Genomic DNA, 13,311 nt, shown 5'->3' on the forward strand with positions numbered 1-13,311 from the left:
AATGGCTCGGCGCGGCGGGTTCCGCGAGACGTACGTGGAACACCTCGCCGGGCCGGACTCCATGGTGGTGGGCATCAAGTAGACGGCATCGACGGGGTCTGCTGGAGGAAGACCATCCGCCAGCCGTCCGCCTCGCGTCGGTAAACACTGGTGGAGAAAATCGTGACCGTCGTGTCGCCGGCCGTGCTCACCAGTCGGTACGTCAGCACCGCGCTTTCCTCGTTGACAATCAAAATCCGCGGATCGTTGATCTCGTTGCGCCGGCCGGCCGGACCGCCTTGGGCGTACATTTCCACGACCTGTTCCTTGCTGGCCACCCCAGCGGTGCTCACCGTGAGGAAGTCGTCGGCGCAGGTGACCCGGAAGAACTCCGGATCGTACGCGGCGTCGGCCGCCAGCATGTGCTCTTCGAGGGCCAGCACGGTTTTTTCGATCTCGTTCATGGAAGGAGGCTATGAGGATCACCGGCCAGGCGTCTTGAAGAAAAGCGAAACGTAGTGTTGGCCCATGATCGACGCGACGAGCCAGGGCAGCGGAGCGATCGTGCACGCGCGTACGGCGCAGCAGCATTTCGAGCTGACCAGGGCGGCGCCGGCCGTCGCCCTGGAGCCGTTTGTGGACCACTACTGGATCGTGCAGTGGGATCTGCGCGGCCGGGAGCCACATCGGCAGCGTGTCATCACGCATCCGTCGGTGCACATGACTTTCACGTCCTATCTCACCACTGGTGAGGGGCGCGCCCGCGTCACCGGGGTGCAGCACGGCGAGTTCGTCGAAGAGATCGCCGGACAGGGCCGGGTGATCGGCGCGCAGTTCCGGGTCGGCGGCTTCCGGCCGTTCCTGTCGGCTCCGATGTCGACCATCACCGACCGGTTCGTGCCCGTTGACGAGATCTTCGGCGACCGTGGCCGGGCTGCCGCGGCCGGGATCGTCGCGGCCCCCGACGCGGCCGCTGGCGTCGCCCTAATAGACGACTTCCTCACCGGCAGCTGCCCGAAACCGGATCCGGCGATCGTACGACTGGCGGAAATCGTGCGCAGGATCAGAGCCGACCCGACCCTGACCCGGGTGGACCGGCTCGCCGAAGACCTGGCGATGACCCCGCGGCGGCTGCAGCAGCTGTTCGACGAATATGTGGGCGTTGGGCCGAAATGGGTGATCCGCCGGCTCCAGATGCATGGCGCCGCCGAGCGCGCGGCGGACGGCGCCGACATCGACTGGGCCGAGTTGGCCGCCCATCTCGGCTACGCCGACCAGGCCCATTTCACTCGTGCCTTTACCGCCACTGTTGGCGTTTCTCCGGCGCGATACGCCCGAACGACGGCCACGTAGTCGCAGATCGGCTGAAGGCGGCCCTTATTCGGCCAGCTGGAAATGCCACATCACCATCACCGGACTGCCGACACCGGCAGCACGGGCTGCCGCGGGAACCATGTCTGCCAGGCTCCACGGCCAAAAGTCCCACGGTCCCGCCGCCCCCAACGTGCCGTTATGTTCGGATGGATAGCTGCCCGGCAGAAAAGGTTCCTCGCACCGGCGTACGAGCAGCCCTGCTCGCAACGCGGCGCGCAGATAATCGCCGATCAAATGCCGATAGCTGCTCAGTCGTCCCGGCCGGCCGTCCGCATCGCGTACGGACGGAATCGAACCCAGCGCCACTCGTTCGGGGTGCATGTCGACGATGACCAGGTGCCCACCGGGTCGCAGGACCCGCGCGAATTCCGCGATGACCGGTTCGAGGGTGGCGACGTGCGTCAAAGCCAACGCGCAGACGACGAGCTCCACCTCACCATCGGCGACCGGAAGCTGGTGCAGATCGCCGGGCCGAAAATCAGCGCCGGGCACTCGTACGCGGGCCCGCGCCAGCATGTCGGGCGAGCTGTCCACCCCGATGACGCGATGTCCGCGTCCGGCCAAAAACTCGGCGTACCGGCCGGTCCCGCAGGCTGCGTCCAAAGCCATGCCCAAGGGCAGTGAGTCCACGATTTCCCTGACCACCGGCTCGTCGATGTCGAACGCCGAGTTGGGATGGTCGTACGTCGGCGCCCACCGTCGATATCCCGCGACGGTGTCCACTCGCTCGACTTCCACCGCCGCGTTCGCCAGCTCTTTGTCTGCGAGCACCTGGCGAATCTCGGCGATCCGGGCCTCGACGGAGTCACGATCGGACTCGCCGGTGAACGCGCGCATCAACGCGATGCCTTCGAGCCCTAGCAAATACGCCCGCGGATCCTCGTAAATCACCCGGTGGAGCCTAATCACCCGCCCCTCGGCGGGCCATCGAATTTGTCTCGAGGTATGGGGATTCCAGCGGGTAGCAGGTGATCCCGTACGCGACGGTACGGTTGCCCAAATGGGTGACTCGCCGAGCATCGATCGGCGGCAAGGTGGTTCGTCGTATGAGTAGGCGGGCCAAACCGGGCCCGGGACGATGGGATTCGAGATGGCGAAATATCTGCTGCTTATCTACGGGAACGAGCAGAGTTGGGAAGCGATGTCCGGGCAGCAGCGGAACGAGCTCCAGGCGGGCCACGCCGCGCTCGTGGCCGCGGCGGGTGCTGCGATCCTCGCGACCCACGAGCTGTTGCCGTCGGCTACCGCCACGACATTGCGGGCCAGTGTCACCGGAAAACCGACGCCAACCGACGGCCCGTTCCTGGAGACCAAGGAGGTGCTGGGTGGCTACTACGTGGTGGAGGCGGCTGACCTGGACGCCGCGATCGCGATCGCGCAGCGGCTGCCCGAGGTTTCGGCCGAGCACGGCGGGGTCGAAATCCGGCCGATCCGCGAGGCGAACTGAAGTCGCTTGATGGCGCACCCGGACGTCCGCGAGGCCGTCGCGCAGGCGCATCGTCGCGAGTGGGCCACCGTGCTCGCCGCGACGGTGCGGCTGGTACGCGATTTCGATCTCGCTGAGGAATGCACTCAGGACGCGTATGCCCGCGCATTACGGGACTGGCCTGCGAACGGCGTTCCCTCCCGGCCGGGAGCCTGGCTGACCACGGTCGCGCGCAACCGCGCGAAAGACCTGTTGCGGCGGGAGTCGGTGTTCCGTTCGGCGCTGCCGTTGTTGGTCACCGACGAGGTGGTGGCCGGCCCGGAGGAGGCCACCGATCCGCCGGTGGTCGACGACGACTGGCTGCGGCTGATCTTCACCTGCTGCCATCCGGCGCTGTCTCGTGAGGCGCAGGTGGCGCTCACTCTGCGACTGGTCTGCGGTCTGTCCACAGCGGAGGTGGCGCACGCGTTTCTGGTCCAGGAGTCCGCCATGGCGGCGCGGATCACCCGCGCGAAGAAGAAAATCAGCGGCGCCCGGATCCCGTACCGGGTGCCGTCGCAGCAGGATCTCCCGGAACGTGTGGGTGCCGTTCTGGATGTCGTGCACCTGGTTTTCACCACCGGCCACGCGGCGCCGGTGGGCGAGCAGCTCGTACGCCCGGACCTGGTCGACGGCGCGATCCGGCTCGCCCGCACCCTGCATCGGCTGCTGCCTGACAGCGGTGAGGTGACCGCTCTGCTGGCGTTGATGCTGCTTACCGATGCTCGCCGGGATACCCGCCGGTCCGCGGACGGGCAAATGGTTCTGCTCGCCGAGCAGGACAGGTCACGATGGGACCGCGGGCTGATCGAAGAAGGTGTCGCGTTACTGGTCGAGGCACTGCGGCGTACGGGTCCGACGAGGTATTCGGTGCAGGCGGCGATCGCGGCCGTCCACGCGGAGGCGCCGAGCTGGGAGGACACCGACTGGGGCGAGGTGGTCGGGCTCTATGACGTGTTGCGCGAAGTGTGGCCATCGCCGGTGGTGGAGTTGAACCGTGCGGTCGCGATCGGATTCCGGGACGGGCCCGCTTCGGGCCTCGCGGCGCTGTCGCCGCTGTTAGACGAGCCGGCGTTGGGCACGTACGCCTATCTGAGTGCCGCCCGCGCCGATTTCCTGCGCCGGCTCCAGCGGTGGGCCGAGGCGGCGACCGCGTACGACGAGGCGCTGGCGATGACCGACAACGAGATGGAACGTGCCTTCCTGACTGGGCGCCTGGCGGAAGTCAGCAAGCACCTCGACTGACGGCTACGGGATCTACGTAGTTCTCGCCGATGCGAACCCTGGTTCGTCACGGGCATCGTCGACGCTGCGCGATGGAGTACGAGCGGGGACGGGGACGTTTCAGAGATGCGAACGGCAGTCGCAATGGGAACGTTTTCAGTTACTCCGTCACAAGACCCAACCAGATATCGGCGGACAGCGTCTTGGGAAGGACTGTCCAGGGTTCTGACGAGATGGGGGTGTCCCACGTACCGCCAGGCACCGGATCAGGGAACCGTACGCGAGGCGTGGTCGGTGTCGTCGCCGTTGGCAGCCGGTACGGTGATCGCATGATCGGACGGCGCAGCTAGTGGCCGACGAGGACACGGTCGAGGCGGAGCGCAAGGCTGCCGGGGGACGTACGAGCGAGGTCGATGACCAGGCACTGCGCGACCTGTATGAGGCGCACCGCCCGGTCCTGCTGAATTTCCTGATGCGCCTGACCAACGGCGATCGGCAGCGGGCCGAGGACATCGTGCAGGAGGCACTCGTACGCGCCTGGCGCCACCCGGAAGCGCGCCGGGCCGACGGCAGTTGGAGTAGGGCCTGGCTGTTCACGGTGGCCCGCCGGATCGCCATCGACCAGGTCCGCGCCATCCAGGCCCGGCCGCCCGAAGTGCCGGACGAGCGAATGGAAACGTTCTCCGTAGCCAGCGACGAGGTCGACCGGCTGCTGGACGCCCGTGAGGTGCGGGCCGCGCTGGCCGCGTTGCCCGAGCGGCTGCGTACGGCCGTGGTCGCCATCTACTTCCAGCAGTATTCGGTCGCAGAGGCCGCTGAGCTGCTCGGCGTGCCACCTGGAACGGTGAAGTCGCGGACGTACTACGGCCTGCGGGCCCTCCGTGAAGTGCTGGTCTCCCGCGACTTCCTGTTCGGCCCGCCGAGCCAGCCAAAGAGCTGACCTCTCGGTTGCCATGGGTGTCCTTCCTAGCCGTGCGCCGGCTCCGGTACGTCGGCCTCCAGCAGTGCGCTGAGCTGCTCCTTCGTCGGTTCGTCGAGGTCCGCGACACGGTACGCGTGCCGCTCGGTCATCTCCTGGAAAACCTGCCGGGCGAACCGGCCATTGCCCGAGCGCTGGCCGCCCGCACTGTCTGAGAAGTAGCCGACCAGCGCCTCGCGGGTAGCCGTCGGCACCTCGTACTCATGGTCGGCGGCGTGGTGCACCACGATTTCGACCAGCTCGTCGACCGTGTAGTCGTCGAATGTGAGAGTCCGGTTGAAGCGCGAGGACAGGCCCGGGTTGGCGGCGATGAAGCGGCCCATCTGGTCCGGATACCCCGCGACGATGACCACGACCTGGTCCCGGTGGTCCTCCATCAACTTGACCAGGGTCGAGATGGCCTCCTGGCCGAAGTCGTTGGACTGGCCGGCAGGCACCAGCGCGTACGCCTCGTCGATGAACAGGACCCCGCCGATGGCTCGACGGAACGCCGCTTGGGTCTTGGGTGCGGTGTGGCCCACGTATTCGCCGACCAGCATGCCCCGGTCGACCTCCACCAAATGTCCCCGGGCGAGCATGCCCAGCGCGTTGAGGATGCGCCCGTAGAGCCGCGCGACGGTGGTCTTGCCGGTGCCCGGGTTGCCGGCGAAGACGAGATGGCGGGACAGCGGCGGGGGAGCGAGGCCGGCCTGCTGCCGGCGTTTGACCATCTGCATCAGTCGTACGAGGGTGCCCACGTCGTGTTTGGCGCGGGCCAAGCCGACCAGGTCGTCGAGCTGACGCAGCAGGTCATCCAGGTCGTCCACCTCGGACCCATCGGTGGACAGCGGCGCCGGTGCCGCGATGCCGCCCGGCTCGCTGACTAGTAAGCGCGCGACGGCGGTGGTCGCTGGCATGCTGACCGCGCGCACGTCGTTCGTCGTACAGTCCACGAAGGTCGGCTCGCCGCCGTCCAGGACGTTCAGGTCGCGGTCGGTGTTCTGTACGTGGCAGCGCCGGAACCGGGGGCGTGCGCCCTTGCCGACGAAAATCGCCGGAAACTGGCTCTCGGTGATGGTCACGTCGTCCAGCGCGCCGGCCGCGTCGGTGGCCAGGTAGACGCCGTTCTTGCCGGAGCGCTCGACGCGAAGCGTACGGACTGTCGGCCGGGCCCCGTCCCACACCACCAGGCCGCTGCCCTTGCTGTCGCGGATCACGCAGTCCTCGATGGTGGCCCTGCTGTCCCGGTCCAGGAACACCCCGGCGCCCTCGCTGTCCGTGAACCGGCTGTCCCGTACGGTCGGTCCGCAGCCGGCCGCGACCTCCATCCCGGCCTGCGTGGTGGCGCCGACCGTACAGTCCTCGAACAGCGGACGGTGCGGCGTCTGCACCCGAATCCCCACCGCGGCGTGCTCGATCGTGGTGTGCCGGACCGTCGCGTCACCGGTCTCCTCGACCTGTACGCCGGACATCGCGGCGTGCTCCACGCGCCCACCGGTCATCCGTACCATCGCCTGCCCGGTGACCCGTACGCCATGCTGCGGGGACTCCGCGACCGTGCAGGTGTCCAGTTCCGCGACCGCCTCGCCGGCGAGGTGGACGGCACTGAATGACGAACCGCTGACGATGCACCGGCGGAGCGTGACATGGGCCGCACCGTCCAGAAAAACACCGTTCGCGCCGGCCCGCGACAGCGTACAGTCGGCCGCTTCGACCCGCGCCCCGCGAGCGACCAGGGCCGTACTGCCACTGCCGGAGACCGTACAGTCGTCAGCTGTTATCCGCCCGCCTGCCTCCGCGATCAGGCCGCTCTTCGCCACCGTGTTCACTGTGCATTCGCGCACGACCGCATGCGCCGCACCGTGCACGGAGAGGCCATGCGCGCCGCTGCGGGCGATGGTCGTCCCGGTCGCTTCGACAGTGCAGGGATCCTGCTCCGCGACCGTGCTGTCCAGCGCTCCTCCCACCAGCTGGATCGCATCGCCGGCGGTGTCGGTGATCTTCGACTCGCGCAGGACGGCCCGGGCCTGCCGATCGACGTGTACGCCGACGCCGCCGGTGTGTGCGACCGTACAGTTCGCGAGCTCCACGAAGGCCCGATCGGACAGCGCGACTCCGTGGCCGGACGGCCTGAGCATCACGGTGTCGCGCAGGCCTGCGCGAGCGGACTGGCCGACCACGACCGCGTCGCCGTCCACCCCCTCGATGGCACACCCGAGCGCTTCGACCTTGGCGTCGCCGTGGACCCGCAGCCCCGCGCCGATGACCGAGTGGACGCGGCAGCCGCGCAGCACCGGGGTGGCATAGCCGTCCGCCTCCAGCCAGCCGTCCGAGACCTCGCAGTCGACCATGGTCAACGTCCCGGCACTGGTCTGCACGGCAGCCCCAGATCCGCTGCCGCGTACGGCCAGCCCCCGTACCTCCACCGTGCCGCCCCGGCTGACCAGCGCGGGACCGTCGGCGCCGACCAGCTCCACGCCGCCGTGCTCACGGTCCGCGATGATGCTGATGTCCCGGTCGACCAGCACATTCTCGTGATAGACCCCGGGAGCCACGCTGATCACCGAGCCGTTGGACGCCGCCCGCAAGGCAGCCGAGATGGTGCGGTGGCTGCCCCATCCTCGAGGCGCGACGCGTTGCGTGCGTACCGGCACCGGTGCGGCGCCGCGCGGCGTGGTGGCGGTCATGGTCTCGGTAACGGACGCCGGAGCCAACCGGTTCACGGACCCAGCAAGGAACATGGCGGAGCGCCATCTCGGTCACCGGCGGGAGTGGAACCGATCGTTCGGTTCACCTGATGCTGTCGCGAAAGTCAGCCGGTTCGCCTCGACGTAGTCCAACGCGTGCCGGATCGCGCCAATGGCGACGACCGCGTCACCGAGGGTGGAGACCGCGAGCCGGGGTGGGCTGTTGGCGAAGGTGGGCAGCCGGGCCTGGATCGTCTCGAGAAGTACGCCGGCGGCTTGGGCGACAGCGCCGGCGATGACGACGAGCTCGGGGTTGAGCAAATCGCTGATGGCGGCGACGATCCTGGCCATCCGGGTGCTGAGCCGATCGAGAACGTCGAGGGCGACCTGGTCGCCGCCGGCCGCTGCGGCGAAAACCATCTCGGCGGTGACTGTGCCTGCCATTACGGTCGCGTGCTCACCGCTGGCGACTGCCTCAGTGCCCCATTGCCGCGCGAGAGAGGCGATGCCGTCGACCGTACCGACGCCTTCCAGTCGTCGCAGGAAAGCCAGCTCACCGGCGCCGCCACGGCGACCGTGCAGGAGCCGGCCGGACTCAAGGAGTCCGCTGCCGATGCGCTCACTGGCGAGCAGCACAACCAGGTCGTCGACGCCCCGGGCGACCCCCTGCCAGCGCTCGCCGAGGGCGGCGAGATTGGCGTCGTTCTCCATCTGAACCAACCAGCCGTGCCGGTCTCGTAAGGCCGCGCCGAGGTCGATGTCGAAGATCTTCCAGAACTGGTCGGAAACCGCGACTTTCCCGTTCCGGTCGACTGGAGCGGCTACCCCGACCGTCACGGCGAGAACCGACGAGACTGGCACGCCGGCGGCCTCGAGCACGCCCAGCGCGGCGCTGTCAACAGTGTCGACCCGTTCGGCCGCCGGCACCTTCACGTCCGCGAAGGCCAGACCGCAGCGGGCCAACTCCTGGCCGCGCAGGTCAGCAACCATCGCGGTGGTTTTAAAGGCGCCCACGTCGATGCCGAGCACAAACCCGGCTCGGTCGTTGAACTGGAACCGACGAGATGGCCGGCCTCTCTGGTAGCTGCCGGTCGTACGTTCATTCTCCAGCTCATGCGCCCAACCGAGTTCGATCAGGTCCTGGCAGACGGCGTGCACAGTGGCGCGGGTCAGCCCAGTCGCGTCCACGAGTTCGGTGCTGGTCAGCGGCTCGCCGGTGGACAGCACGCCGAGCACCTTGCGGGCGTTCAGCTGGCGCAGCAGGCGCGGGGTAGTCGCGGAGGGTTCGCTCATCTGCCTCTTGATTTCGGGGATATTGCGCGTCAGACTATCTGCAGGGTCTAAATATAGAAGCTATATTAATTCAGGAAGGAACACCATGTCCGACCCGAACTGGTGGCGCCAGGCCGCTGTCTATCAGATTTATCCGCGCAGTTTCGCCGACGCTAACGGCGACGGCATCGGTGATCTGCCCGGTGTGACCTCACGGATCCCGTACCTGAAGGCATTGGGCATCGACGCGGTGTGGCTCAGCCCGTTCTATCCGTCGGCCCTGGCGGACGGTGGGTACGACGTCGACGACTATCGCGACGTAGATCCGCGGCTGGGCACCTTGGCGGATTTCGACGAGATGGTCGCCGCCCTGCACGCGGACGGCATCAAAGTGATCGTCGACATCGTGCCCAACCACTCGTCGAATCGGCATGTCTGGTTCCAGGAGGCGCTGGCTGCACCGCGGCACTCACCGGCTCGGGACCGATACATCTTCCGGGAAGGCCGCGGCGACCTGCCGCCGACCGACTGGAAGTCCGTGTTCGGGGGACCGGCGTGGGCGCAGGTGCCGGACGGGCAGTGGTATCTGCACCTGTTCGCGCCGGAGCAGCCCGACTTCAACTGGCGGAACCGCGAGGTCAGGGATGATTTCCTGACCACGCTGCGATTCTGGTCGGACCGTGGAGTCGACGGCTTCCGGGTGGACGTGGCGAACGGGCTCGCCAAGGATCTACCAGACCCGCTACCTGCCGACATCGTCGACACCGCCGACCTGATGAACGGTTCGAAGCGACTGTGGGACCGCGACGAGGTCCACGAGATTTATGCGGAGTGGCGCAAGGTTTTCAACGAGTACGACCCACCCCGTACAGCCGTCGCCGAGGCATGGGTGAACACGGCCGAGCGCCGGGTCCGCTATGCCAGCTCGGAAGGGCTCGGGCAGGCATTCAATTTCGATCTCCTGAGGGCCGACTGGGATCCGGCGCAGTTTCGGGACATCATCAGCAAAAACCTGACCGAGGCGGCCACGTCCGGCGCTTCGTCAACGTGGGTTTTCTCGAACCACGACGTGATTCGGCACCCGACTCGCTACGGCCTGCCGTCCGGTACGGACCAGATCGCGTGGTTGCTCAGCGACGGCAGGAATCCGCCCGTCGACCTCGAGCTGGGCCTGCGTCGCGCCAAGGCCGCCACCCTTCTGATGCTCGCGCTTCCCGGCTCGGCTTACCTCTATCAGGGGGAGGAGCTCGGCCTGCACGAAGTCGCCGACCTGCCGGCGGACGCGTTGCAGGACCCCACCTTCGTACGCTCCGCCGGCACCGAGAAAGGCCGCGACGGCTGCCGCGTTCCGCTGCCATGGACCGTCGACGGACCGTCTTTTGGCTTCGGTACGGGCAAAGCCCACCTTCCTCAGCCAGCGTGGTTTAGCGCGTACTCGGTTGAGGCTGAGGAAGCGGATCCTGCCGCCATCCTCCACGTCTATCGGCGGGCGCTGGACGTACGACGTCGATCGCAGGCCGCGGAGGAGCTGGAATGGTGGGGGAATCCGGGCGAGCCGGTGCTGCATTTCGTCCGTCCCGGTGGTTGGCAGTCGATCACCAACTTCGGCCCGCACCCGGTCGCCCTGCCGGCCGGCACCGTACTGGTGAGCAGTGGCCCGCTCGACGATGGTCACCTGCCCACCGACACTACCGTCTGGATCGGCCCTGCCTGATCAGCAGTGCGCACCTCCGTAGAGCGCCCAGATCGCGGTCGAGTTGTTGGTTCCGCGTTCAAATCGGTAAATGACGACGTTCCAGTCGCTTTGTACATGCAGCTGGTTGATTTCGTTCGACGCGGTGCACTGATTCGTTCCGGTGGACCAGTACGAAGAGCCGTCGGGGTGGTAGAGCACGAAGTTCCCGTCGTTCTGCAGGCTCGCTCGGTAGGCGGCCTGGCCGGCGGTGTTGCTGGACCACAGGGCCTGGCCGTCGTACCGGTAGAGGACCAGGTTTCCGTCGGACTGGTAGACCAGGTTGGCGGACCAGCCATCCTCATTGAGGACCCTGCCGCCCGGCGCCGGCCCAAGCCGGCGGCTTCGACGGGGTTGGCGCCGGACCCGGGTCGGCGTACGCGGCTGGCGCGGTCACCAGCGATCCGGCCATCACGGCCGCCACCGAGAAACCATTGACAATGTCAGAGAAGGCTGAGTGAGCAATGCCCGTACTGCCCCTGCTGACCACCGGGCCTGAGCGTCTCATGTTGGAGCACATGCTCGACCGGAACCGGCAAGCGCTCATCGACACCGTACGAGGACTGTCCGAAGCCGACTCGCGGCGGCGCCTGGTCACCTCGCTGACGACACCGATCGGCCTGATCAAACACGCCGCCGTCGCCGAGCGCCGCTGGTTCCAGTGCATCCTGCTCGGTCTGGACGCATCCGAATGTGACGGCAACGCCATCCCCGGCGACGGCAGTTTCGTTGTCACCGAAGGGGAAACGCTGGCCGAGGTGATCGCCGAATTCGAACGTACCAGCGAACGTTCGCGGCGGATCGCCGCCGATTTCGGACTCGACGACACGAGAACGCATCCTCTCGCCGGCGATGTCAGCCTCCGATTCGTCTACTTGCTTCTGATCGAGGACTTCGCCCGTCACGCCGGCCACGGCGACATTCTCCGAGAACAAATCACCGCCGCACGCTAAGCCTTTGCTTTATCTCGGGCTACGGCGCTGCCATACCCACGTACGGAGCCACGGCACCCTACGCACCCCGGGCTGCCGGCGCCCGGTACGGGTTCGCTATGGTGGAGTTCTCCCGCTGAGCGTTGGCGGCGAGAAACACCTGTCCGGGTGGCGGAATGGCAGACGCGCTAGCTTGAGGTGCTAGTGCCCTTTAACGGGCGTGGGGGTTCAAGTCCCCCCTCGGACACCACAATGGGTGGACTATTACCAATCCGGTGGCGCCGGACTGGGGATGCGGACACCATGGTTTGGCGTACCTCGCGCTTCTAGCGCGTTGGGTAGCACAGCGCTCTAAGTATCGCGTTGCCGCAGGTCAGCGGGTCGGGATGATGACGGCATGACCGATCATGACCAGGCACTGTCGGCGTGTGCGCAGGAACAGGTGGTCGGCGCGCTGGTTCCCGGTGCGCGGCGACCAGTTCGACAGATCCCGTCAGCGCCGTTGCCCACTCTGCCCGTGTCGATGCTGGAGCGGGCTCGCGGGGCTGGCGCGTTGGCAATTGGCATCGGTCGAGTCGACGGATCCGGGAGCGTCCACGACCGTGTTGTGGCGTGCGCGTCGAAGTGGACCGCAGGTCGTCGTCGTAGCCTGGACACGGCGGCCGGGTTGATTATGGGCACGCCGTCACATGCTGGCCAGCATGTGATCGACAGCCGCGGCGCGCTCCGCCTGCCTGCTGCAGTGCGGCGGATGTGCGCAATCGAGCCAGATCAACCAGTCGTTTTCTTGGCGGTCGTACCTGAGGATCTGCTGCTCATCCACGCCGGGGGAGTAGTGGCGCGCTTGTTGGCTGCCTATGGACGCGGACCTGCTGGGCGGTCGCCATGACCGTTGAGGGCTCGCGTACCGCGCTCGCCCGCCAGCTTCTCGCCCAGCTCGGTGTCAGCATCGCGGACCTCCTCAACGACGAGTCCGCGGTTCTGGTCCTGCCGACATTCGCCGACTACCTCCCGCGGGTGATCGCTGCCGCTGGTCCGGGGGCGAATCGTAGCTATTGGCGCCCGCTGGCGGTCGTGTGGGGCGACCGCCGGCTGGATCGGATCTATGCCAGCGATATCGAGGCGATGCAACATACCGCCGCCGCGAGCGCGCGGTCGCGGCCTAACCGCCGCCATGGCCGGCATGCCGGCGAACACGTCATCGCCGCCGCCCGCGCGGTCTACAACCGTGCCATCGCCGACGGCATCGTCGCGCCCGGCCTCAGCCTTGCCCACCGCGTCACCAAGGCCCGCCGGCTGCCCAGCACCCGACGCGCCCCCACAGACAGCGAGCTCGAACAGATCAATCTCGCCGCCCGCTCCAGCGGTAATGACGGCATCCTCGACGCGCTATTCTGCGGCTGCACACCGGAACCGCGTGCCGACGCGGGGGAGCCCTCGGTCTTCGCGTGCCAGACCTGGATGTTGAGCGTTGTTTGGTGCAGCTGCGGGAGAAAGGCAGCAGGTTCGTTTTCAGTGTGGTGTAACAGGTTTCGCGCGGTGCGCGACGTTCTCAGAACCCTGGATGCGACTAGTAGTACTTTGTTAGGTTCGTAGAATTTGGTGGCAGGTATGGCATGCGCCGGCCCAGGTGGCGAGGATGTGCTGGATTTCTCGTATTATTTGGTAAAGGGTTGGGGGTGGGCCGG

13 protein-coding genes and 1 tRNA gene are annotated in these 13,311 nt (G+C 67.3%); 8 read left to right on the plus strand and 6 right to left on the minus strand.

The window, feature by feature from the left end:
* Positions 1 to 74 precede the first annotated feature (74 nt).
* Positions 75 to 443 carry a nuclear transport factor 2 family protein gene (locus ABD301_RS36940; RefSeq protein ID WP_163569619.1) on the minus strand — a complete coding sequence of 123 codons (369 nt, stop codon included), beginning with the start codon at positions 441 to 443 and terminating at the stop codon, positions 75 to 77.
* 64 nt (positions 444 to 507) lie between these two features.
* Here ABD301_RS36940 and ABD301_RS36945 point away from each other — a divergent pair, with 64 nt between their 5' ends.
* Positions 508 to 1,332: a DUF6597 domain-containing transcriptional factor gene (locus ABD301_RS36945; RefSeq protein ID WP_344314774.1), complete on the plus strand. Its 825-nt coding sequence runs from the start codon at positions 508 to 510 to the stop codon at positions 1,330 to 1,332.
* Positions 1,333 to 1,356: 24 nt separating this feature from the next.
* Here the strand turns inward: ABD301_RS36945 and ABD301_RS36950 are convergent, their stop codons facing one another.
* Complete coding sequence (locus ABD301_RS36950) at positions 1,357 to 2,244, minus strand: methyltransferase domain-containing protein (RefSeq protein WP_163569683.1); 888 nt, start codon at positions 2,242 to 2,244, stop codon at positions 1,357 to 1,359.
* 199 nt (positions 2,245 to 2,443) lie between these two features.
* Here ABD301_RS36950 and ABD301_RS36955 point away from each other — a divergent pair, with 199 nt between their 5' ends.
* The 3 genes from ABD301_RS36955 (at position 2,444) to ABD301_RS36965 (ending at position 4,982) form a co-directional block, all read left to right on the plus strand.
* Positions 2,444 to 2,800 carry a YciI family protein gene (locus tag ABD301_RS36955; protein ID WP_163569618.1) on the plus strand — a complete coding sequence of 119 codons (357 nt, stop codon included), beginning with the start codon at positions 2,444 to 2,446 and terminating at the stop codon, positions 2,798 to 2,800.
* A gap of 9 nt (positions 2,801 to 2,809) precedes the next feature.
* The gene (locus tag ABD301_RS36960; RefSeq protein ID WP_344314775.1) at positions 2,810 to 4,063 is read left to right on the plus strand and encodes an RNA polymerase sigma factor; all 1,254 of its coding nucleotides are present in this window, start codon (positions 2,810 to 2,812) and stop codon (positions 4,061 to 4,063) included.
* 328 nt (positions 4,064 to 4,391) lie between these two features.
* Positions 4,392 to 4,982: a sigma-70 family RNA polymerase sigma factor gene (locus ABD301_RS36965; protein ID WP_344314776.1), complete on the plus strand. Its 591-nt coding sequence runs from the start codon at positions 4,392 to 4,394 to the stop codon at positions 4,980 to 4,982.
* A gap of 26 nt (positions 4,983 to 5,008) precedes the next feature.
* Here ABD301_RS36965 and ABD301_RS36970 read toward each other — a convergent pair whose 3' ends face one another.
* Complete coding sequence (locus ABD301_RS36970) at positions 5,009 to 7,723, minus strand: right-handed parallel beta-helix repeat-containing protein (RefSeq protein ID WP_344314777.1); 2,715 nt, start codon at positions 7,721 to 7,723, stop codon at positions 5,009 to 5,011.
* Positions 7,724 to 7,759: 36 nt separating this feature from the next.
* On the minus strand, positions 7,760 to 8,980 hold the full coding sequence (locus ABD301_RS36975) for an ROK family transcriptional regulator (RefSeq protein ID WP_344314778.1): 1,221 nt from the start codon (positions 8,978 to 8,980) through the stop codon (positions 7,760 to 7,762).
* A gap of 85 nt (positions 8,981 to 9,065) precedes the next feature.
* Between ABD301_RS36975 and ABD301_RS36980 the strand changes: the two genes are divergently transcribed.
* Positions 9,066 to 10,673: a glycoside hydrolase family 13 protein gene (locus tag ABD301_RS36980; RefSeq protein ID WP_344314779.1), complete on the plus strand. Its 1,608-nt coding sequence runs from the start codon at positions 9,066 to 9,068 to the stop codon at positions 10,671 to 10,673.
* Between the two features lie 319 nt (positions 10,674 to 10,992).
* On the opposite strand, the gene ABD301_RS36985 is transcribed toward ABD301_RS36980, so the two are convergent.
* A complete protein-coding gene (locus ABD301_RS36985; RefSeq protein WP_344314780.1) occupies positions 10,993 to 11,115 on the minus strand; it encodes a hypothetical protein in 123 nt (40 codons plus the stop codon).
* Between the two features lie 40 nt (positions 11,116 to 11,155).
* Here ABD301_RS36985 and ABD301_RS36990 point away from each other — a divergent pair, with 40 nt between their 5' ends.
* Complete coding sequence (locus tag ABD301_RS36990; protein ID WP_344314781.1) at positions 11,156 to 11,644, plus strand: DinB family protein; 489 nt, start codon at positions 11,156 to 11,158, stop codon at positions 11,642 to 11,644.
* A 141-nt stretch (positions 11,645 to 11,785) separates the two neighbouring features.
* Positions 11,786 to 11,873: transfer RNA gene (locus ABD301_RS36995), tRNA-Leu, on the plus strand.
* A gap of 435 nt (positions 11,874 to 12,308) precedes the next feature.
* Here ABD301_RS36995 and ABD301_RS37000 read toward each other — a convergent pair.
* Entirely contained in the window at positions 12,309 to 12,446 is a 138-nt protein-coding gene (locus tag ABD301_RS37000) for a hypothetical protein (RefSeq protein ID WP_279581194.1), read from the minus strand.
* Between the two features lie 62 nt (positions 12,447 to 12,508).
* Between ABD301_RS37000 and ABD301_RS37005 the strand changes: the two genes are divergently transcribed.
* Positions 12,509 to 13,219 (plus strand): hypothetical protein, encoded by a 711-nt coding sequence (locus tag ABD301_RS37005; RefSeq protein ID WP_163569614.1) that lies wholly within the window; start codon positions 12,509 to 12,511, stop codon positions 13,217 to 13,219.
* Positions 13,220 to 13,311 lie beyond the last annotated feature (92 nt).

The organism is Fodinicola feengrottensis (genome assembly GCF_039530045.1).
GTDB classification, from domain to species: Bacteria; Actinomycetota; Actinomycetes; order Mycobacteriales; family HKI-0501; genus Fodinicola; species Fodinicola feengrottensis.